This window comes from Mucilaginibacter jinjuensis, assembly GCF_028596025.1.
Classification (GTDB): Bacteria; Bacteroidota; Bacteroidia; order Sphingobacteriales; family Sphingobacteriaceae; genus Mucilaginibacter; species Mucilaginibacter jinjuensis.
Window position 1 is genome coordinate 1,267,694 of sequence record NZ_CP117167.1, and the last position, 19,712, is coordinate 1,287,405.

The 19,712-nt window shown below is 41.8% G+C and carries 18 protein-coding genes; 12 read left to right on the top strand and 6 right to left on the bottom strand.

Annotated features, from left to right (window positions below):
• The first annotated feature begins 310 nt into the window (after positions 1-310).
• A complete protein-coding gene (locus PQO05_RS05905; protein ID WP_273631759.1) occupies positions 311-1,432 on the top strand; it encodes an RteC domain-containing protein in 1,122 nt (373 codons plus the stop codon).
• A 202-nt stretch (positions 1,433-1,634) separates the two neighbouring features.
• Here the strand turns inward: PQO05_RS05905 and PQO05_RS05910 are convergent, their stop codons facing one another.
• A complete protein-coding gene (locus tag PQO05_RS05910) occupies positions 1,635-2,732 on the bottom strand; it encodes an HNH endonuclease domain-containing protein (RefSeq protein ID WP_273631760.1) in 1,098 nt (365 codons plus the stop codon).
• 66 nt (positions 2,733-2,798) lie between these two features.
• Here PQO05_RS05910 and dndC point away from each other — a divergent pair, with 66 nt between their 5' ends.
• The 3 genes from dndC to PQO05_RS05925 are packed head-to-tail and all read left to right on the top strand — an operon-like array spanning position 2,799 to position 6,572.
• A complete protein-coding gene (gene dndC / locus PQO05_RS05915) occupies positions 2,799-4,106 on the top strand; it encodes a DNA phosphorothioation system sulfurtransferase DndC (protein WP_273631762.1) in 1,308 nt (435 codons plus the stop codon).
• A complete protein-coding gene (locus PQO05_RS05920; RefSeq protein ID WP_273631763.1) occupies positions 4,106-6,196 on the top strand; it encodes an AAA family ATPase in 2,091 nt (696 codons plus the stop codon). Before dndC ends, PQO05_RS05920 begins: the two co-directional genes overlap by 1 nt.
• On the top strand, positions 6,186-6,572 hold the full coding sequence (locus PQO05_RS05925) for a DndE family protein (RefSeq protein WP_273631764.1): 387 nt from the start codon (positions 6,186-6,188) through the stop codon (positions 6,570-6,572). The genes PQO05_RS05920 and PQO05_RS05925 overlap by 11 nt, the downstream gene beginning before the upstream one ends.
• A 35-nt stretch (positions 6,573-6,607) precedes the next feature.
• On the opposite strand, the gene PQO05_RS05930 is transcribed toward PQO05_RS05925, so the two are convergent.
• From PQO05_RS05930 to PQO05_RS05945, 4 genes are all read right to left on the bottom strand, one after another.
• Complete coding sequence (locus PQO05_RS05930) at positions 6,608-8,485, bottom strand: ATP-binding protein (protein WP_273631765.1); 1,878 nt, start codon at positions 8,483-8,485, stop codon at positions 6,608-6,610.
• Between the two features lie 4 nt (positions 8,486-8,489).
• Positions 8,490-8,852: a GIY-YIG nuclease family protein gene (locus PQO05_RS05935; RefSeq protein ID WP_273631766.1), complete on the bottom strand. Its 363-nt coding sequence runs from the start codon at positions 8,850-8,852 to the stop codon at positions 8,490-8,492.
• Positions 8,849-9,442, bottom strand: coding sequence for a hypothetical protein (locus PQO05_RS05940; RefSeq protein ID WP_273631767.1), 594 nt, complete (start codon positions 9,440-9,442; stop codon positions 8,849-8,851). The genes PQO05_RS05935 and PQO05_RS05940 overlap by 4 nt, the downstream gene beginning before the upstream one ends.
• 151 nt (positions 9,443-9,593) lie before the next feature.
• Entirely contained in the window at positions 9,594-9,824 is a 231-nt protein-coding gene (locus PQO05_RS05945) for a helix-turn-helix domain-containing protein (RefSeq protein ID WP_273631768.1), read from the bottom strand.
• A gap of 197 nt (positions 9,825-10,021) precedes the next feature.
• Between PQO05_RS05945 and PQO05_RS05950 the strand changes: the two genes are divergently transcribed.
• From PQO05_RS05950 to PQO05_RS05975, 6 genes are all read left to right on the top strand, one after another.
• Positions 10,022-13,186 (top strand): sacsin N-terminal ATP-binding-like domain-containing protein, encoded by a 3,165-nt coding sequence (locus PQO05_RS05950; protein ID WP_273631769.1) that lies wholly within the window; start codon positions 10,022-10,024, stop codon positions 13,184-13,186.
• 27 nt (positions 13,187-13,213) lie between these two features.
• Positions 13,214-13,438: a hypothetical protein gene (locus PQO05_RS05955; protein WP_273631771.1), complete on the top strand. Its 225-nt coding sequence runs from the start codon at positions 13,214-13,216 to the stop codon at positions 13,436-13,438.
• 3 nt (positions 13,439-13,441) lie between these two features.
• Positions 13,442-14,245, top strand: coding sequence for a restriction endonuclease (locus tag PQO05_RS05960; RefSeq protein ID WP_273631772.1), 804 nt, complete (start codon positions 13,442-13,444; stop codon positions 14,243-14,245).
• A gap of 28 nt (positions 14,246-14,273) precedes the next feature.
• On the top strand, positions 14,274-14,714 hold the full coding sequence (locus PQO05_RS05965; RefSeq protein ID WP_273631773.1) for a hypothetical protein: 441 nt from the start codon (positions 14,274-14,276) through the stop codon (positions 14,712-14,714).
• The gene (locus PQO05_RS05970; RefSeq protein WP_273631775.1) at positions 14,711-15,931 is read left to right on the top strand and encodes a DGQHR domain-containing protein; all 1,221 of its coding nucleotides are present in this window, start codon (positions 14,711-14,713) and stop codon (positions 15,929-15,931) included. Before PQO05_RS05965 ends, PQO05_RS05970 begins: the two co-directional genes overlap by 4 nt.
• A 718-nt stretch (positions 15,932-16,649) precedes the next feature.
• On the top strand, positions 16,650-18,002 hold the full coding sequence (locus PQO05_RS05975; RefSeq protein ID WP_273631777.1) for a tyrosine-type recombinase/integrase: 1,353 nt from the start codon (positions 16,650-16,652) through the stop codon (positions 18,000-18,002).
• 252 nt (positions 18,003-18,254) lie between these two features.
• Here PQO05_RS05975 and PQO05_RS05980 read toward each other — a convergent pair whose 3' ends face one another.
• Positions 18,255-18,596: an EthD domain-containing protein gene (locus PQO05_RS05980; RefSeq protein ID WP_273631778.1), complete on the bottom strand. Its 342-nt coding sequence runs from the start codon at positions 18,594-18,596 to the stop codon at positions 18,255-18,257.
• Between the two features lie 116 nt (positions 18,597-18,712).
• On the opposite strand from PQO05_RS05980, the gene PQO05_RS05985 reads away from it, so the two are divergent.
• Together PQO05_RS05985 and PQO05_RS05990 are read left to right on the top strand one after the other, a co-directional pair.
• The gene (locus tag PQO05_RS05985) at positions 18,713-19,288 is read left to right on the top strand and encodes a Crp/Fnr family transcriptional regulator (protein ID WP_273631780.1); all 576 of its coding nucleotides are present in this window, start codon (positions 18,713-18,715) and stop codon (positions 19,286-19,288) included.
• A 69-nt stretch (positions 19,289-19,357) separates the two neighbouring features.
• Entirely contained in the window at positions 19,358-19,699 is a 342-nt protein-coding gene (locus PQO05_RS05990; RefSeq protein ID WP_273631782.1) for an EthD domain-containing protein, read from the top strand.
• Positions 19,700-19,712: the final 13 nt, after the last annotated feature.

Here is a 19,712-nt window from a genome sequence, read left to right on the forward strand (position 1 = left end):
TCAAATTTGTAAGTATTTATGTTAAGCTTATTGAAATCTTACAATAAGTCATGACCCTTCATGATTAACCTAAATTTCAATAGTTTAGACTGCTATAGATGTCATTCAAATGACTACCGCAGTGTTTTTTTATATCAGTAAAAAAAACGACTATTTTATGATTGCTACGAATTTCCTGCTTTTATTCTAAATGAACGCATATTACTAATCTGGTTACAACAACGACAGCCATGTTTGCCACTTTACAATCTTTCAATTTAATCAGAAATTCAATTGAGTTAAAATGAGGTTTAAATTAAGCTGATTAGTTATGGTTGAAATATTAAATCAATTATTCCTTTTCTGGAAGATAATAGGGTCAACTGCCAATGATATGGTTTTAAAAAGGTATATGGATGACTGGAGAAATCTCCTTTGGCAGGTTGAGTTGAATGGGCTTCTATCACCTGCCGATAGAATATCATCGCTCAATACTCTTGCGGTACTGAGCGACCGGATATATGAAAGATATAGAAAAATGCCTAAACCAGCCTATTATATATTATTGAATTCTATAGAACAATTGCTCGCTGAACGAGATGTGCCTACCAATTTTGCCAGTATGCAGATTAAGGTTAATATTGCGGGGCTTCGAAGGCAAATTGAAGGATTATTACTGGGTTTGTCTCTACCTAAAGAACTGTCACTTGCGCTGAACGAAGCGCTCAAAGACATCGTCCAGAAAATAAACTATACTAATCAGACACAGGATATCCTATCAGGCTTGGTTCGCTGGCTTCAGAAAAATGAAGTAGGATTGCAATCTGAAATTGTACTAGACCAGCTCATTTCTTTTAACTTTAATCATCCTTTTGTAACAGATTATATAATAGGTACTTATAGAACATCAATGCCGGATGGGGAGGGGATGAAAGAGATTGTTAAAAAGCAATGCTATTTGATGGATAAAGAGCGCTACGTCAAGTACCTCGGTCTTTACAAAAAAGTTGGGCTTTGTGCTGATTTTCCTCCACTATTTGTTCAATTGATAAGTTATTTCAAATTAGAATTAAAGTGGTTGAATCAACGAATGAAGCAAAATCGTTATACAGGTCATTTCCTCTATGAAGGAAGTTCACCGGAAATGAGTAACCCTAAAGCAAAATCGACGAAGAAGTTTCAAACCAGATGGCCCGCTGATAAATCGGACTTAGTAGAATTAGCTTACGCGTTATATATTTACATGCGTAAGCGGGGAAGTAAGGTGACAATAGCAGAATTAGCTAATTGGCTTGAGAATACTTTTCGGGTGAGTTTATCTCGTTACTCGCACCGATTTGCCGAAATTAAAATGCGCAAATTGACAAGACCATCAAAGTTTCTTGATGTACTTGTTACAGAGTTTCTAATTTATGTTGAGGAAGGAGATGCATATCAGGCAGAAATGATTTAGTCTTGTTGTTAAACCATACCAATCGCCCCTGTACTAAGTCTCGGTGTGCGCTTACACCTATTTAGAGATAATGTTCAGTAATCCTTTATTGATTAGATTCTAAGTGCCACTTTAGAAAGTGGTCCTGTCATGAAGTACCCATCAAAGGTTTCAAGTTTCTCAGATATATATATATATTTAGCATGTTGCATAAATAAAATTGTCAAAACGAAAGTAGACTGGCAAAGCCAAGGCTTTCGGCGACTCGGTGATGATTTCGAAGTTCAATACTCAGTTTTTTAATGAATGTCCTTTTAGATAAGTTCTCAGCTAAGTATTGATAGTCAGACTGCACCGCTTTGTTTCCTTGTTGTTGATGATAACGGTGGAAATGGTACTGGACGCAGCAGAACGGCTCTAACAGCTTATCTAGATTTGGCAACTTGTTACCTTTAATGGAGTTAATGCTTTTTGTGGTTGGGACCAGATTCCATAACAGATCATGGGCAGTAAAACTCCAGGGCAAAAAATGATCCAGGCTGTAATTTTCAAGTGTAATTATTTTACCTGAATATATGCAATGAAAAGGATTATCTCCCAGGTACAACTCCCATGCTCTTTTAGCAAAGGCTAAATCCCTCCTATCTGGCTTTTCGAGTTTTTCTACTAGTCCGATTACATTCGGATTGTTTCTCTGCAGGAACCTGAGCAGTTGCCATTTCATAAAGCCCAGCAGCATAAATTGGTGCCGGCGAAAATAAGGCATCCAGTCTTCCGATAAACGGATGCCCTCAGCTTCGATTTTATAGGGAACTATCGTCGATTTTGCAGTAAGCCGTTCAATTATCTTGTTTTTAGCGGCATCCTTTTGCCCGCGCAGCTCAGCGGGAAAGAATGGGCTTAGGAACCGATAGATGACGTATCTTTTTAATGTTTCGGTAATCTCGGCGTCCATAACTTGCAGATCGTTTAGCGGTAACCGTTTTTGCATTTGTTGGAACAGTGGTGCAGCGCCGGGACGGTTATCAACAGTCATCAGTGCGGATATGCGTTTGACAAGCCTTATAAAGCTATCTTGCGGACCGAAAGACAATTTATAATAGTCCAGGGGATACCAGGCAAGTGCGAGCATGCGTCTTGACAATTCCGAGTAAGAAATAAAGAGCTCCGTTGACAGGGTGACATGATCGAGTATAGCCCAGAACCAATAGTATTTATAGGCGTTGGTCACCGAATTGAAGCACTGGGCAAAAGTGCTAACAGGAAGCGTTTCGTCAACAGGAATATTCATCTGATTGTTAACATTAGAGTATTTTTCCACTTGTCTGAACTATTGGTTAAAGAAAGTTATATTAGTGATTATTTTTGTAAAATAATTTATTTTTTTATGTCTTTGGATATCAAATTTTTAGAGTCGGAAATTACCGATCAATACCTGAATGATGACAATCCAAGACCTTGGATTATCGGTTTTAGCGGGGGTAAGGATTCTACCATGTTGTTACAACTGGTTTGGTCGGCCCTACGCAAGCTTCCGCCGGAACTCAGGCGACGACACATTCATGTGGTGTGTAACGACACGCTGGTGGAAAATCCCAAAATCGCGCAATTCATTCGTGTAACGCTTCAAAATATACAAACGGCTGCCGCTCAGCAAAGTATGCCGCTAACCGTACATGAAACCTCACCAAGGTTGGAGGAAACCTTTTGGGTCAACTTACTAGGTAAAGGTTATCCGGCGCCCAATAATATGTTCCGCTGGTGTACAGAGCGGTTAAAGATCAATCCGACCACTGATTTTATCAAAAATAAGATCGACGAAGCCGGTGAAGTAGTAATCCTGCTAGGTACCCGCAGTGCAGAAAGTACAAACCGTGCCCGCAGTATCAAGAAATACGAAGTGAAAGGCGAACGCCTGCGCAAGCACGTGCTGCCGAATGCCTATGTTTTTGCGCTGATCAAGGATGTGGAGACCGAAGAGGTCTGGCAATACCTGTTACAGGTGGAACCACCATGGGGCGGTTCTAACCGGCCGCTGGTGACCCTGTACCGGAACGCTAATGGCGGGGATTGCCCCTTGGTAATCGATACGACGACTCCTTCCTGCGGTAACAGCCGTTTTGGCTGCTGGGTCTGTACGGTGGTCAACCGGGACAAATCGATGGAAGCACTGATCGATAACGGGGAGGACTGGATGGAGCCGCTTTCCGAGTTCCGCGACCTGTTGCAGGAAACGCGTAACGAGCGGGAATGGCGGCAGATGCAACGCCGTAATAGCGATGTGGTGGGTGAGGATGTCTGGGGGCCTTATTACCCGGAGAAACGAGCTGTATTACTGCGTTCGCTGCTGAAAGTGCAAAAGGAGGTCCAGTTGTATGACCCCGAACTGATCTTGGTTAATTACCAGGAACTGGTCGCCATACAGGTAATCTGGCACCGCGATTCGATCTTTAACCAAAGCGTAGCGGAAATTTATAACGAAGTATATGGCACACAAATGCGTAATGAGGACTTCAACGACCAGGATATCTTTGAGAACGAAATACTTAAAGACGTTTGCCAGGATGAGGATGATTTTCAACTGATCAATGAATTGCTGGAGATCCAGAAATCTAAATATATCCTCGTGAATAATTACGGTCTGCAAAATGACCTCGATGTACACCTGGAACGCTTCATCAAAAACCGCAACTGATGTTTATCAACGATATAACTATAAGAAATTTCCGCGTTTATTACGGTGCTAACCAAGTACGCTTGGCTGCTGATAATGACCGGAATATCACCATCATTTCCGGTAACAATGGTTTTGGTAAAACCTCTTTTCTGACTGCGCTAGTTTGGTGCCTATACGGCAAGCTGATGTCAGATGTGGATACGAAATACAGGCAGGAAATCCATGAATCAGGCGGCTATAAAGCGTACTGTAAAAAACTGATGAACCGTCTTGCTGCGTCCGAAGACCCGGCGGGCAACGGTGATTTATTTGTGGAAGGCACCGACCATAATTCATTCAGTGTCACCATTACTTTCTCGGATATACTGATTCCCTCGGTACCCTGTAACCTGGTACAGGTAAAAAGGACCTATTTGCTCAAACAGCAACTAGAAGAGGTCGAGCTATTAATCGATGGTAAACCCAATGAGCTGACCAAACAGGTGGGTTCCGAAATCTTTATTAACGACTTTATCTTGCCGAAGGAAATTGCAAAATTCTTCTTTTTTGATGCGGAAAAGATCGTTTCGCTAGCGGAGATCAAAAACTCCGATGAGAAGATTTACTTGAGCCAGGCTTACGCTGAAGTGTTGGGGATCAAAAAATACGCAGACCTGCGGGCGAACCTCGTTAATACGCGTTTACGCCTGCGGGAGAAATCCGCTGAAAAAAGTGACCGGAGCAAACTCGAACGTTTGCAGAAACAATTGCAGCAAAACGAAAGACAATTGGAACAGGCCCGTACCGATATACAGATTGGGCAGGACGAATTACTGAGCCGTAAAAGTCAGTCCGATAACTTGCAGATCCAGCTGATCCGTGAGGGCAGCAATCTATCAGTGGAAGAAGTGAAATCACTGAAAGAACGCCAGGCAAGCCTCGGTAGCGACCTTAACAAATTGCGTCACCAGTTCAACGAGTTGCTGGAGTTGGCGCCTTTTGCCATCGCAGGCAGTAAAATGATTGCGGTGAAAAACCAGTTGGAGCAGGAATTTAACAATAGCTCAGTATCGGCCTCCTTGCTAGAGAACAAATTCAACGAGGTCAAGCTGTCGATCGAAAGCGGTCGTGACTTGCTGGGGCTGGCAGGCAGCCAAGAGGACGCCCTGATTAGCCTGCTCAAAAATGTTTTGCTGCCCGGCCTACAGATGGAACATAAGATACTACTTGATTTTACGACCGAACAGCATAACCGCTTTAACGCCATTGTCGATAACCTACAGGATGCATATTCCAAAGCCTTCAAACGCCTGACCATGGAGCAAAAGCGGGTGCAGTTCCTGCTGACCACCATACAGCGTAAACTGGCGGACGCCGAATCCAAGGAAAAGGATGTGGTGATCCAAGGCTATCGGGCAGATAAAGCCCGGGTAGATGCGGGCATTACTCAACTCGAAGAAGATCTCAATAATCTGGAAGCACGGATTTATTCCATACAGCAGGAGAATCAGGTGTTGGCCCGGCAATTATCGGAACTTACCAAACGGGTACAGATGGAGCAGATTGACCAGCAGAAGGATGCGGTTGCTGAACGCCTGATCGCTAAGCTGGATAAGTTTATTCACCAGTTAAAAACGAAGAAAAAAGAATCGCTCGAGCGCAGCCTGACCGACGAATTGAACCGCTTAATGCATAAGGATTTCGTCAAAGAAGCACGCGTGCTGGTCGATGGCGACCTGATCGATATTGAACTGTATGATGTGCATGAACGTCAGATCAACAAGGAATTGCTATCTAAGGGAGAGCAGCAGCTGTATGCGACCGCCCTGCTGAAAGCCCTGGTAGAAGAATCACATATTCGCTTCCCGATTTTTATTGACAGCCCGCTGCAGAAATTCGATAAGACGCATGCTAAGAATATTATTCAACAGTTTTATCCGGCCATCCAGACCCAACTAATCCTGTTCCCATTACTGGAGAACGAACTGAATGAAGAGGAATACCGCATGCTATTACCGACGGTCGGCAAGTCTTACCTCATTCAGCAAGTGGAAAAATATCATTCAAAATTTACTAAAACCAATCCGGAAGAGCTGTTTAATCATTATCACGAAGCGTATGTTCAGTAATATCAAGACCTCTAAAAGTAATAAGGAGCTGGTGTCCCGGTTGACCAGCAAACTCAACCTCGGCACGGAGAATCTGATTGCCCGTATCTCGATGGCGCATTCGCTTGGCCTTGACCGTCGTTTAGAATTGGCTAATATAGCTGATGCAGGTGGTAAAGAGTACAGCTTTAAAGTATTGTTCGGAGATAATTACGACTACTATATCGCGCTGATCTGTGTGCATTATAATCTGTATAAAACCGATAAAGATATACCCCGCTATGTTAAAATGCATATCGACGATGGACTGGAATTGCTAGATAAAGAGTTCAGTACGACCCTCGGCATTGACTCACTGGTCAGTATTATTGATAAAGGCTTAAGCGTTTACGCATAAAGAAAAAGGGGCGGTAATCGCCCCTTTTTCTTTCATTATCTTACATCAACCTCTGCCATCTTTTTAAGATAGCTCGAAGCAAACTTACCCCAGTCTTCTCGCAGCATACCGAAATCTTCATCGGGATCCATACTTTGGTTTTCTGCCTTGGCGTATGCAAAGAACAGCAAATCAATGCCGTCTGCTGCGTTGGATAAAGCCGTCCGCATAGATGCGGGCAGTTCACTATTCGCTGCGGCATTTTTTAAAGGCAGATAAACCTTTTTAATAAAAGGGTGATTGCTGTTCAGGTATACCACTACAGTGTTGGTCAGGTGTTTAATGTCAATTAAGCCCTTACCCGGCCAGCTCCTTTCCACCGCAATGATTGGAGACTTACGTGCATCCTCTGCGAAGATTGCTTGTTCTTTTGGATCGGTAATCCCTTTTTCCTCAGCGATTTTTTTAAGTTCATTCAATTCTTCAGCCGGAGATACTGTTGAGCCAGCGGAACCTTTTGGTAAGGTTTTATCGGCATCTCTGGCCTCATCAATCGCTGCTTTGCGACCACCACTGAAGTCGCCTCCAGCACTCGGGGCCGTCTGATCTTTCTCACTAGTTTTTAACCAAAGCTCTTGAATTTCTTTCCGTGCCGCGGCAATAGGTTTTTGAATACTTTCTCTGATCTTATTGCGCAACTTATCCACAGGTTCAGCACCCCGCTTAATATGTTTTACTTGAAAATATTCATCCAGTTCTGCGGGGAATGAAACCGTCACAGCGATATAGCGATCAATATCCAGTGTTCCACTTGGAAATAATTTAGGTACCCCTGTATAACTTATCTCCCGGTTCTGTCTTAAAAAGCCAACCTTACCTTCATTGTCAGGAATCTTTAATTTACCTATAAAATATTTATCACCTTTTTCGTAAAAATGTTCACCAGCCATATACTTTTTCAATCGCGTAATTTCAGGAGTTAAAATAACGCTCCATTCGACTTTGTGACCGTCAATATTAAATTCTCCGACCTCGCCTAATTTACCTTTAAAAGAAGTATCAACACCTAAGCGTGCGCATATGTCTGCTGCCTTTTTCCTTTCTTCTTCATTTCGGCCGCCAAAAATCCAGTCCCAGTAATTGTTTTCTAAACGAAAAGAAGGGTCATAAGCTCTAAGTGATATGTCTTGACGTTCTCCGACATATATTTTGAGCCCGCTATCAATATAATAACGGAAGGCGCGGGCCAGGAAATAATTTAGTTCATTAAATTTGGTTTCAACATCCTCTGCAAAGCTCTTCTTTTCATTGAACCTGTCGAGCTTTTCGATAATAAAAAGAGTGCCACTTTCATAGACATTACCTTGTTGATCCCTCATCAAATTACGATACTCTTCTGGGAACTCTTCAACCGTTTCTGATTCGTAGCTCTCCTGTGTCCCGGCCATAATCTCCTCCAGGTCGAGATATGTCTTAAATATCTCCCCCGCCGTATTCGGGTCGGCATATGTCCAGGTCACTTTACCCGTATCCTCATCGGTATGTGATGTGGCCGATAAAAAACGTGGTTTGGTATAGACTGTTAGTCGCTTACCTTGATTCAGCGTGGCCAATTTAAAGCCCACGCCATATTTTCCTATCCCGCTACGGTCTCCCAATCTCGTACCAAAACCCAACGTCAAAGTGCTCGGCAGCAAGGTTTCGGGTATACCGCTGCCATTATCGGCTATGGCGATGTACTCAGCCCGTTTGGTCGAGTTCTTTTTTCCCAGCTGGTCCGTTTTCATAATTACCCGGAACTCGGTAGCCGAGGCTTGGATAGAGTTATCACAATATTCGCCTACAGCGTCTTCTATGGAAAAGCCGCTGTCGCGGAAACTATTTAGCGCGGTATCTACTTTAATCAGTTCTGCGCTGTTACTTTTGGTATTCATATGCTTAATTTTTTTTAAATAATGGTAATAAAATAGTCGTGTCCTGTTGGCCGTAGCCACCCGGGTAAGCCGGGTAATTAAAATTGAGTGCTGGTAAGTGCCGCTGATATAGGCGTTTCTCCAATAGGTAGCTTAGTATAGGTGTCCGGCACGGGTAAAACGTAAAATGTGTTGCCGCTGGGCGGTAGTTATGGTACCTTAAGCGGCGGCGCAGATCAGTATCGCTTCGCCCGCAATAAATCACCTTACCCTCATTAAATAAGAGGTAAGCGCCGATCATGCGCGCCGGGATCAGATTCAGGAACACCTCTTTATAGGGGAAAACCTTCGTTTTCCCCTGGATAAATAATTGACGGACAGCGTTCATAGGCTACCTCCCGGTATAAGTGCCATAAAATCAGCCTTGCTGAACATAAAATGCTCGATGGCCAGCTGAAAAGCCGTCTTTAGGCGCTCATCCTTCATGATGCGGTTATGGATGCTTTTCTTTATATTATAGAACTGGCGGAGGCTGACCCCAAGGCTCAGGCTGATGATGTTCTCATTAAAGCCTTCTTCATCGAGCCATAGCTGGAGCGTGGTCAGCTGTTTCCTGGTAAGCGAGCTGAAAAAACTTTGGATGATAACCAAGACCTCGCCGAGCCGCATTGTCGGAACCTCTTCAGTCACTCGCAAATTCCTCACCTCATCCGGCAAGACCTCACGGTGCACGGAAATGTGTGTGCGGAATTTTTTCAGACGTTTGCGTCCTTCAGAAACCAAGTCTTTAGCTAATTGCTCAGCAGTTGCCTTACGCTGCGGACGGTTCAATAACCTGTCCAGCGCGTATTCCATCGTTTCGCCAGTAAAGTTGTCTGTAGTTGCGCTGCACTTCTTTTGCAGCATCGCATAGGTTTCCCAATCATACAGATGGGAAGCCTCTTGGACGTAAATGTCCGGGACTTTTTCTTTTTCCATAAATTTTCAATTTTTGCTGTGGTCCGAAGAACACAACCGATTTTTACTTACGTTCCGAAGCATGTTGCTAATGAGCCTGAAGCCGATCAGCCTGCTTTCAAAATAATACGGGCATGAAAACCCGCATTTGGAAATGAGAAAGAGAAAAAAATTATAAATTAAAGTCCAGCAGCTCTTTTGGATCAACCTCAAGTGCATCGGCAAGCTCCAGAAGCGTGGTCAATACAAAGTCCTCACTAGCCGTTTCGATCGAGCTTATCTTGGCCCGGTCCACTTCGCAGCGGTTCGCCAGCTCCTGCTGACTCAACCTTTGTTGTTTTCTGATCTGCTGTAAGTGCAGTCCTAAAGCCTTAAAATAAGCCTGATGTTTTTCCCTGATCATAGCCACTGCAATTTGTTATTGAAGCGATAAAAAAATCGTGGCAGTACTGCCACAAATAACTATCTGTTAGCCTACGGGAAATGATTAAGCAATTTTGAAATAAAAGGAAAAGTTAATGATGCTATTGGCGTAACTAGTTATGCAAAACTCCAATAAATGTCATACCTTCAAATTCAATTTATCTAACCTAAACTGATATGACAGATACACTACTTCAAGTCCTTGATGAGGCTACTTCGGCCCGTGAACAGCAACGCTCAGAAAGCGAAGCGAGAGATATTATCCACGATGTACAAAAGATTTACACAGTGCCCAAAGAAAAGCGGACGCGCTGGATATGGGAGCTCTTACAAAATGCAAGAGATGTTGCTGGTCCTGAAGGCATTGATATCCATATCATCTTGACCCCTGATAAGCTGGTGTTTAAGCATAACGGTACCTCTTTTAAAACGAAGCATTTGCTGGCGATACTTTACAAGACCTCGACAAAATCCCTCGGTGGCGAAGATGGAACCACGGGAAAGTATGGGACCGGTTTTGTAACGACACATGTATTGAACAAGAAATTAACCGTTTCAGGCGTGCATGAAAACCCGGCAGGCGAACGGTATTTTACGATTGCAATCGACCGGACGGCGGCCCGGCTCGAGGAAAGCCAGGCGCTTGGAGCTATGCAACAAGCGTTACAGGATTCCTTTTTGGATATATCGGCCGTTGCCAATAGTCCAGCTGTCGCAATCTCTGACCGGTGGCATTCCTTTACGTATCAACTCAAACCTGAAACCTACATTTACGCCGAAAATGGCGTTTTACATTTGCAACGAAATCTTGCCTTTTTACTGTTGATCAATCCAAAAATCAGCAGTGTTACGATCGGCGCACCTTCCGGTGAACGGAAGTATAAAGTGTCTGATGAAGCAACGGAGATTGATCATGTGCGGTTTGTTTCAGTGGAGGGGGATCATGGCTTGCTATATACCAAAGACGATCATGTGATCTTCGGTGTTCCGGCCGTAAAGAAAGTTGAAGGATTTAGGTTGTTACCGATAGAGGGCGAGGCGATCCTGTTTAAAGAATTCCCATTGATAGGTACTGAGGGCTTTAACCTACCTGTCTTTATTCAGCATTTGAATTTCCAGCCGACCGAATTAAGAGATGCCATTCGTACAAGGCTGGCGGCCAAAGATGAACCCGATCCCATCGCTGAAAAAAACAGAACCGCGCTGACTGATTTTTTGAATAAATACCTGGCTTTCATGGAGGCTATCATCAATGCGGAGATGGACGGTACCTATTTATTTGCAAAAAGTGGTTTGCCGCAGTTTTTGGAAATCTTCCATGATCCGCAATGGTATGCAGACGAAATCCAAACAAAGATCCGCACTGCGATTCTGGAAAAGCCGGTGGTTGTCACTTGCGCTGGAGTACCTAAAAAAATCGCTGAGGCCAAGTTTATTTTAAATGATGTTAATTTTCATGAAGAATTTTATGACCTGGCGTCAGCCTTAATTCCAGAATTTATTCCAATTAAAAGTAGTAGCATGCACTGGGGAAAGATCATCGAGCAGAGTACTGAACAGTGGCCTGCCGGTATTATATTTACCGTGGAGGAGTTACTAAAACTTGTACCAGCAACACTTGATCTGAAAAATGATACTTCCTTTGAGTGGTTAAAAAAACTGTATACTTTTCTTGATAACAGTGGCCTGAGCTATATGGGCGAAACGTTTGCGATTTATCCGAACGAGGCCAGTGACTTCTGTACACGCGAAGCTGTTGTCATTCATCCAGTAATCGATAAGGAATTCAAAAAAGTGGCGGCTGGTTTGGGCCGGCCATTGGAAAAGGAGTTTCTAGACGAAAGAGTTGGTATTGTAACCGGAATAAAGACTTTTGACTTGGACGGCTTTTTTAAAGATTTAAACAGTACCATGATCAGCGAGCTGGTGATAGATACGGCATCTGACAATCAGGTTAAATCTATCTTTCACGTCTGCTGCCTTTTTAGAAGCGACCGGGCCTTTCGTAGGGATACCTGGTTTGATATCGCTCAGCAGTTATTACCAGATTTGATGCCGGAAAAAAAAACGGTTAGCGTTAATTATGAGAATTATTGGCGGTCTGCGGAAGTGTGGGCGGTGAAATATATTTGCGCTTTAATCGAAATGGAAGCGAAACCAAGTGCATTTATTACCAAGTACTTTGATGGTGATTTTAAAGTTGGGTTTGCATGGCTTACAAAATTTATCGACTTTGTATTTGGTCTTGGAGAGGATGTGAAAGAGCCAATATTAAAGAGAAAAATCATCGCTGTTCAGTCAGACGCGTTTAAGCCTTACCAAGAATCGATATTTAGGGAATTGGACGCCCGATTCTTTACCGATACGATCAAAGATATTTATAAAGAAAATACAGGGCACGGTGATCCGCGAGAGTTTTTGGTAGACTCCAGGTTGCGCTCAGAAGATATTAAGGAAAAAGATGTGGAAGAGCTGGCCAAGGAAATCGACCGCATATTTACAGATAGTAATATTGAGAGCAAAGTCAAAAAAGATGGTGAGCTAAACGAAATGTTTTTAAAGCTCGATGAGTGGTTTGAACAATTCGACCGTTCCGGGACCTATCTACGCTCCTTTGCTGCCAAGCGACCATCCTTATACATTTTAGCGCTTGGCGACGGATTTAGTAAACAGATCATGGATATACGCGCTTCGGGTAAAAGCATGGATGATATTGCGGAAATCGCCAAAATTAATCTGACCGTTGACGAGCTAAAACTATTAGAGGCCGCAGCAACGGAAGTCGGTGCCCAAAAACTATTGGCAAAAGCAAAAGAGCTGATTGCAGCCAGTCAACAGATTGTTCGCTGGAAGACGATTGGCAGAGCTGCGGAAAAAGCATTTACACAAGCCTTGGATGTGAGTGACGTGACTTTTGAAATCCTCAATCCTGATATTGGTAAGGACTTTGTGATCCTGGCGAATGGAAGGGAATATGCGATCGAGATTAAGAGTGTGGATGCGGGCAAAGAGAATGTCAATATGTCGATTCTCCAGGGAAGCACTGCTGTGAAGGAAAAGGATTGTTATGCACTTTGTGTCCTTTCCCGCCCAGAAGATGACAGCCCAGTTACCACCGAGTATTTTATGCAGCATGCCCGCTTTGTAGCAACAATTGGTTATGACATAGGTGACTCGATCGACAAATGGAATTCAGGTATCTTAAGCTTGGATTCAGGGGCGGATGTAAAAGTAATCTTTGAAGAAAAATCGGAATCAGTTTATGTCAGCCGGCGTATTTGGAGAGATAATATTTCTTTTGAAGATTTTCTTATTCAATTAAATGCGTATTTTCAAGCTTAATCAATTCAACCTAATATAGATGTTAAGATGGAAACAAAAGGTAAGCGATCGTTCATCGCTGTGCAGGCTCTTGAGATAAAAGAGCTTTTGCATAAAATAAGGTTATCAAAGCGCGATGAGCAAAAAATGTATCGTAATAAACTTCGGAAAGACTACAAGTTTTATATTTGTGAATTTACGACATCGAACAACGGTTTTACACCTGACGATTTTGATAATCTGGTAAACGCTGGAATAATTTACCTAACCTAAATAATGAAAAAGCCAGCCACCATTAACGAGGCTATCAAAGAAGCTTTTAAGCGGGAAGGAAGACCTCTGCGCGTTAAGGAAGTTTACTTGCGGATAAAAGAGGACAAACTGTACCTATTCAATACAGCCACGCCGGAACAGGTTGTAAGAACGGCGCTTCGGCGGCACAGCAAATCCCTCGACTTTCCGACCTCAAGTCCCAAGAAATTGTATGTTACCCTCGATGACGGTCGATACTGGCTAATTGGCAAAATTGAAATCGGCACTGAAGGGCGGGCAACGGTTGAATCGGAGGTAAATAGCTTTGAACATCTCAAGGGAATACATAACCAATACCTAACGGATTTTAAACAACATTTACTGATCTCGCTTAAATCCATTGAGTCTCATTCCTTTGAAAGCTTTTGCAGGCATCTCCTGGTCGCTTATGGGTTCAGCGATGTTGTGGTAACTAAGAAGAGCCGGGATGGTGGCATCGACGGCTATGGCAATTTTAAGATAGGTTTGTCCTATGTGAAGGTGGCATTCCAATGTAAACGCTACGCCGAAACGCCGATCCGCAGAGGGCAAGTCGCGGAGTTCCGGGGCAATATGCCCTGGGATTATCAGCAAGGGATTTTATTTACGACCTCTACATTTACAAAGGACGCGAAAGAGGCAGCTTTCCTCGTTGGGAAAGTCCCGATCGTCCTGATCGACGGCATGGAGATCGTCAATTTTATGATCGAGAAAAAGATTGGTGTAGAAGTGGAAGAGTTACCGATTTACACTAACGCAATAGATTTAATTCTTCAAGGAGAAGAATAATAATTTTGAAAGAAATAATGAAGGGAGAATGAGAAAAATTATAATAATGTTGTTGTACTTTCTTATAACAATTGTCGGGTTAAGTTCCATTGGTATTTGGCTTCCATTTGCAATTGATAGGCACGATTTAGGGGCTGCATCTGCTGCTACTTGGCACACACTTCCAGGTAACATTTTAACATACTCTTTGAGTATTTTTATGATAGCTGTTATCGACCGTATACTACATTTCTTAAATAGCTCGTCATATTCAAACCATTCAATTGAATTTCTGCTGATAATTATAGTCATAGCCGGTTGTGGTTATATTGTTTATCAAAGCATTTATTTCTTAAAATTTAATCAATTGTGCGACGCGATTTACTATGCGAAGATTGTTGCTGTTATCGCTTGGATAGCTTGGTTATACGTTAAACTACGATCACCGCATGAAGATCAATTTGCCGCTATGGGAGGACAAATCAAATGAGTTTTTTAAAAATAAATGCAATAAAAATTACTCAACCGCTGGGTGATTTTTTTATAACAGGGTTAAATGCCGCCTCGCTAAGGATAATTGCTTTTTCAGAAGAACTTCAATACTATGATGAAAGTGGAAAGCTTCAGGGTAGTCAACGAAAGATCGATGATCGACGTTTAAAAGAAATCGGTAGGTACATCGATTCAGTAGAATTATCCTTTCCTAACTCCATAATTTTAGCCGTTAATTATAATGAAGAGGGGGAGTTAATCGAAAATAGTAATGACAGATGGTATTACAATCAAATCGAAGGTAATCATTATGAAATAATTGTTCCGACCGACAAAAAGTTGGCGGCAATAATTGATGGTCAGCACCGGCTTAAAGGTTTTGACTATATAACCGACAATACACGTTTGCAAGTTGAGTTACCCTGTTCAATCTTTTTCGATTTACCCAATTCTTATCAAGCGTATTTATTTGCGACGATAAACGGTAACCAAAAAAAGGTAGACAAGAGTTTAGCCTTAGAGCAATTTGGCTTTAATGTAGAAGATGAACCACAGCATTCATGGACACCCGAAAAATTAGCGGTGTATTTTGTAAGACAGTTAAATTTCAAAGATAGTCCGTTAAAAGGGCATATCCGAATCGCGCCCAAGATGTCTCAAGACTTACAGAAAGAGATATTTACCGAACAATCCCAGTGGATGGTTTCTACAGCGACAGTTGTAGATGGCATCTTAAATTTAATAAGCTCAAAACCGAAAAGAGATCGAGTTGAAATGGCACAGGAGAATATCTGGGGTAAAAGGTCGAGGTCTATGGTTGAAAAATTCAAAAGCGATAAGTCACCTCTTAGGCAACTATATCTCGACAAAAGCGATGATGAAATTTTTAAAAAAGTTTTTGATTTTCTGGTTGTCGCAAAAAAAACTGTATGGAACAAATTCGATTCCAAATCATATATATTTAAAACCGTGGGAGTTCAAGCACTCTTCGATTTTCTAAAGCGGATTTTGGAAGTCAATCCCAATGCTGACGAATCAACATTCAGACGATATTTCACAAATATCGACCAATACGATTTTAGTAAAAACACCATCCAAGCTTCCGGAATAGGCAGGAAAAATATCAGAGACGCCCTGTTGTATTCTGCCGGATTACTCGAGGTGACTAAACTCTCGGTTGACACTTTGGATAAAATAAAAAGTCTTAAAAGTTAGTCACTTTAATTGGTTCTTTGAACTTTCAAATATCCTGATTAGTACATAAAACCTGAGCGTGATGTTGCTGTGGACTCGGTTATAATCAATTAACGCGATGGTCTTAAAGTTTGCATCATAATTATAATTCACAATGTGACGAATATGGTGTGAATGCTGTTTTATTAAAGTCAGATATATAACATCCAAGCGGCAACCAAGCAATAATCTTGCAGTGCCGCGGTAATGTTAATATTAAACGAACAACAGATAACTATTTATTATCTGTTTTTTTTAAGATTTTTTATTCTTAAGCGATCTGTTGAACGTCAGCCTTGCAATTTTTACGTTTTTTGCCGACATTTGAATAAGCTTCAATTAGAAATAAGTCGTTGTCCGTTCTTAAAAATTGTCGCTCGCAAATATTTAAAAAAAATTGACCAATAATTGTCAATCAAAAATAATTTGCTGCAAAGTAGCTGATTTACTGTTACTTGTGATTGGTTAGCATCCGACTGAAAATCCTTGTGTCACTGGTTCGATCCCAGTTGGTACCACAAAATTAAAAAGGCTTTTTCTTAACTGAAAAGGCCTTTTTAGATTAAATTAGGCCGTTTTAGACTTTAGTCATCTGGTAGGTACAACTCTGTTCTGTCAGCTTTTCCATAATAATTTGTTGAACTTGACGTAAAGTGTGGTACAAATGTGGTACAGAACTTTTCGTCGTAACGTAGAATTTATGGCAACTGTTGATGTTAAAATTTTAAAGCACCACAAAAAAGCAGATGGTACTTACAATGTGAAAATCAGAGTTACACACAAACGGGAAAAGAAATATTTTGATACCCCGCATTTTGTAACTGAAAGACAATTGACAACTAAGCTTACAATCAAAGATCCCTTTGTAAGAAAGATTGTGAATAAATTGTTGGATGACTACCGGCTTAGAATTAGCCATTTAGGAGAAAAGCTTGATTTGTTTACTGCTGATTCGCTTAGAGATTACCTGCGGGACAAAAATCAAATCATTGATTTTATTAAATTTTCGAAGGGTTATATTCAAGATCTAATTAAGGATAATCGGAACGGGTCTGCGAAGACCATGCAAACTGTCGTCTTGAGTTTAATTGATTACTTCCAGCGAGATGCTTTATCGCCAATGGAAATTGACGAACAAATGCTGACAAGGTATGAGAAATATTTAAGAGGCGTCAGGGAAATTACCCGATTAAATCAATTTAATAAGCCGGTTACAAGAAAGGTTAAGGGAATGAGCGATGCTGGAATTCATAATCATCTCCGTGATTTGAGGGTATTGTTTAAAGCTGCAATGAAATTTTATAATAAACCTCGAATTGGCGATAATCCTATCCCGTACTGTCCATTTGATAATTACAGAATTGTCGATGCTCCCGAAACGAGAAAGAGAAACTTGTCTGTTGAACAGATAATTCGAATTCGTGACTTTAAAGCAGTGCCCGGTAGCAGATCGGAGCTGGCAAGAGATCTGTTCATGTTATCTTTTTATATGTGTGGTATGAATGCGGTCGATTTATTTAGTTTAAAGAAAGGGAATATTGTAAATGGGCGCGTTGAATATAATCGTGCTAAAACAAAAGGCAGAAGAAAGGACCGGGCTTTTATCAGTATTAAACTTATTAAACCTGCTGAGTTATTAATGAGTAAATATCTTGGTGTTTTAAAGTTGCGATACTCAAATTTTGAAAATTTGGACAGAGCAGTTAATGAGGGTATGAAAATCGTTTGTAAGAGCTTAAAAATGTCACCCATTACCTTTTATTGGGCAAGGCATAGTTTTGCAAGTTTAGCCCGTAATAAATGCAGGATGACCAAGGATGATGTTGCCATGGCGTTAAACCATATAGACAGTTCAAATAAGGTTACGGATATTTATATTGAAAAGGATTGGAGTATAGTTGACGATGTACAGAAAGCGGTGCTAACATTATTGACTTCTATTGCTAAGACAAATGCTGAAGAAGCAAAAATGTGTAACCAAAGCTCAGCTACTCCGATTTTAAATTTTGTTGTCGTTAAAAGCGTAATTGCTAATAATGGCAATCCACATTAAACGGTAGAGTCCTACGCCGAAAATTAGTTCGATCCTGTTTCAGGCTGAATATGTAAGTAGTCCACAATGAACAAATTACGAACTATTTCTTGGAGGATATGCGAAGAATGGCTTTTTAACTCATTGGTTAGAACCCTGTCTCAGGAGCCGAAGTGGACCGCATAACGCCAGCGGTAACGTTTTGGCAATCAAAAAATATAGATAAAAAAAAGGAAACAAACTATATAGTTTGTTTCCTTAAGTAGCAAATAACTATATAACCACATTCTCTGTAGAGATCAGGAAACTACAGCCATGGATATCGATGAATTTCTCTTCATCCGGGCGAATGATCTCCATGTACTTTTCATCAGTGAAAACTTTTCCAAGCGCATCCATATCGTCCAGCCAGATCTCTGTGATGCCGTCATATACCGGGGCTGGCAGACCGGGAGGGTTTTCCGGCAGCGAGTGACATTGTACATATTTTTTTACGTTTTCCTTTACGACAGGAATGGATGCAAACAGTTGCGCATGGTTTGTTTTGTGATAATTAACAAACTCCTCGTGGCTTAATTCTTTTTTCCTGGCTAGCAGGATACTTAATTTGATCATGATTTTATGTGTTTTAATAAGCCAAAGGTCACGGCAATGCCTATCGCAATTCGTTGACTTTGGTTAAGAAATGTCATTGACCTAATAAATTCAATTTTATTAAATTTACCGGACAGATGGACAGCATAAAAGCCGCTATACGATCGATCACACCAATGTCTGACGCGGACCTGAGTCTGCTGGAGCCGGTGCTTAATACCATACAGGTTAAAAAACGGACCCATCTGTTAGAGGAAGGTCAGGTTTGCAGGCACGTTTTTTTCCTCAATAAGGGCTTCTTCCGGATGTATTATGTAGACCTGGAAGGCAACGTGATCAATAGCCGGTTCGTAGAGGCACCTCAATTTTTTGTTGATTTCAATAGTTTCCTTAGCCAGCAGCCATCTCGTTACTATTGGGAAGCCATGCAGGATTCTGAGGTATTCACTATTAAATACGATGATGTACAAGCTATCTACGCGAAGTCGGCGGTCTGGGACCGCTTCGGACGATTGATGGCTGAGCACGTATATAAGCAGGTCAACGAACGCATCGAAATGCTCCTCTTCCTTTCACCGGAGGACCGTTACCAATTCCTCTTAAATAAATCTCCGCAACTATTTAACCAGGTTTCCCAATTCCATCTTGCTTCTTATCTCGGCGTGAAGCCCGAATCCCTAAGCCGCCTGCGCAAGCGCCTGCTGCGCAAATAATTTCTTAACCAAAGTCAACGTTCCGGTTTCCGACCCCGCCGCACATTTGTGTCATCAAAGCACAACGGCATGATCAAGTTAACCATTTTACTCAAACGCAATCCGCAACAAAGCCACGAGGATTTCCTGTGGTTCTATAAGAACGAACATGCCCGGCTGTTCAGTTCATTGCCGGTTGTTCAGAATGAAGTTTTACAATACGACCAGTTTCACGCTTTACCTGTTGCCATGCCGGGTCTCCCTGAACCGTCTTTTGACGGAACGGCAGAACTATGGTTCAGGGATGCACAAGCGATGTTCAGAGTATTTACATCGGATGAATACATAAAAATGATCCGGCCATCCGAAAAGCAATTTCTGCAGCTCAGCGAATGCAGTGTACTGATCTCTGTTCACCACCGTATCATTTAATCTTATTAACTCA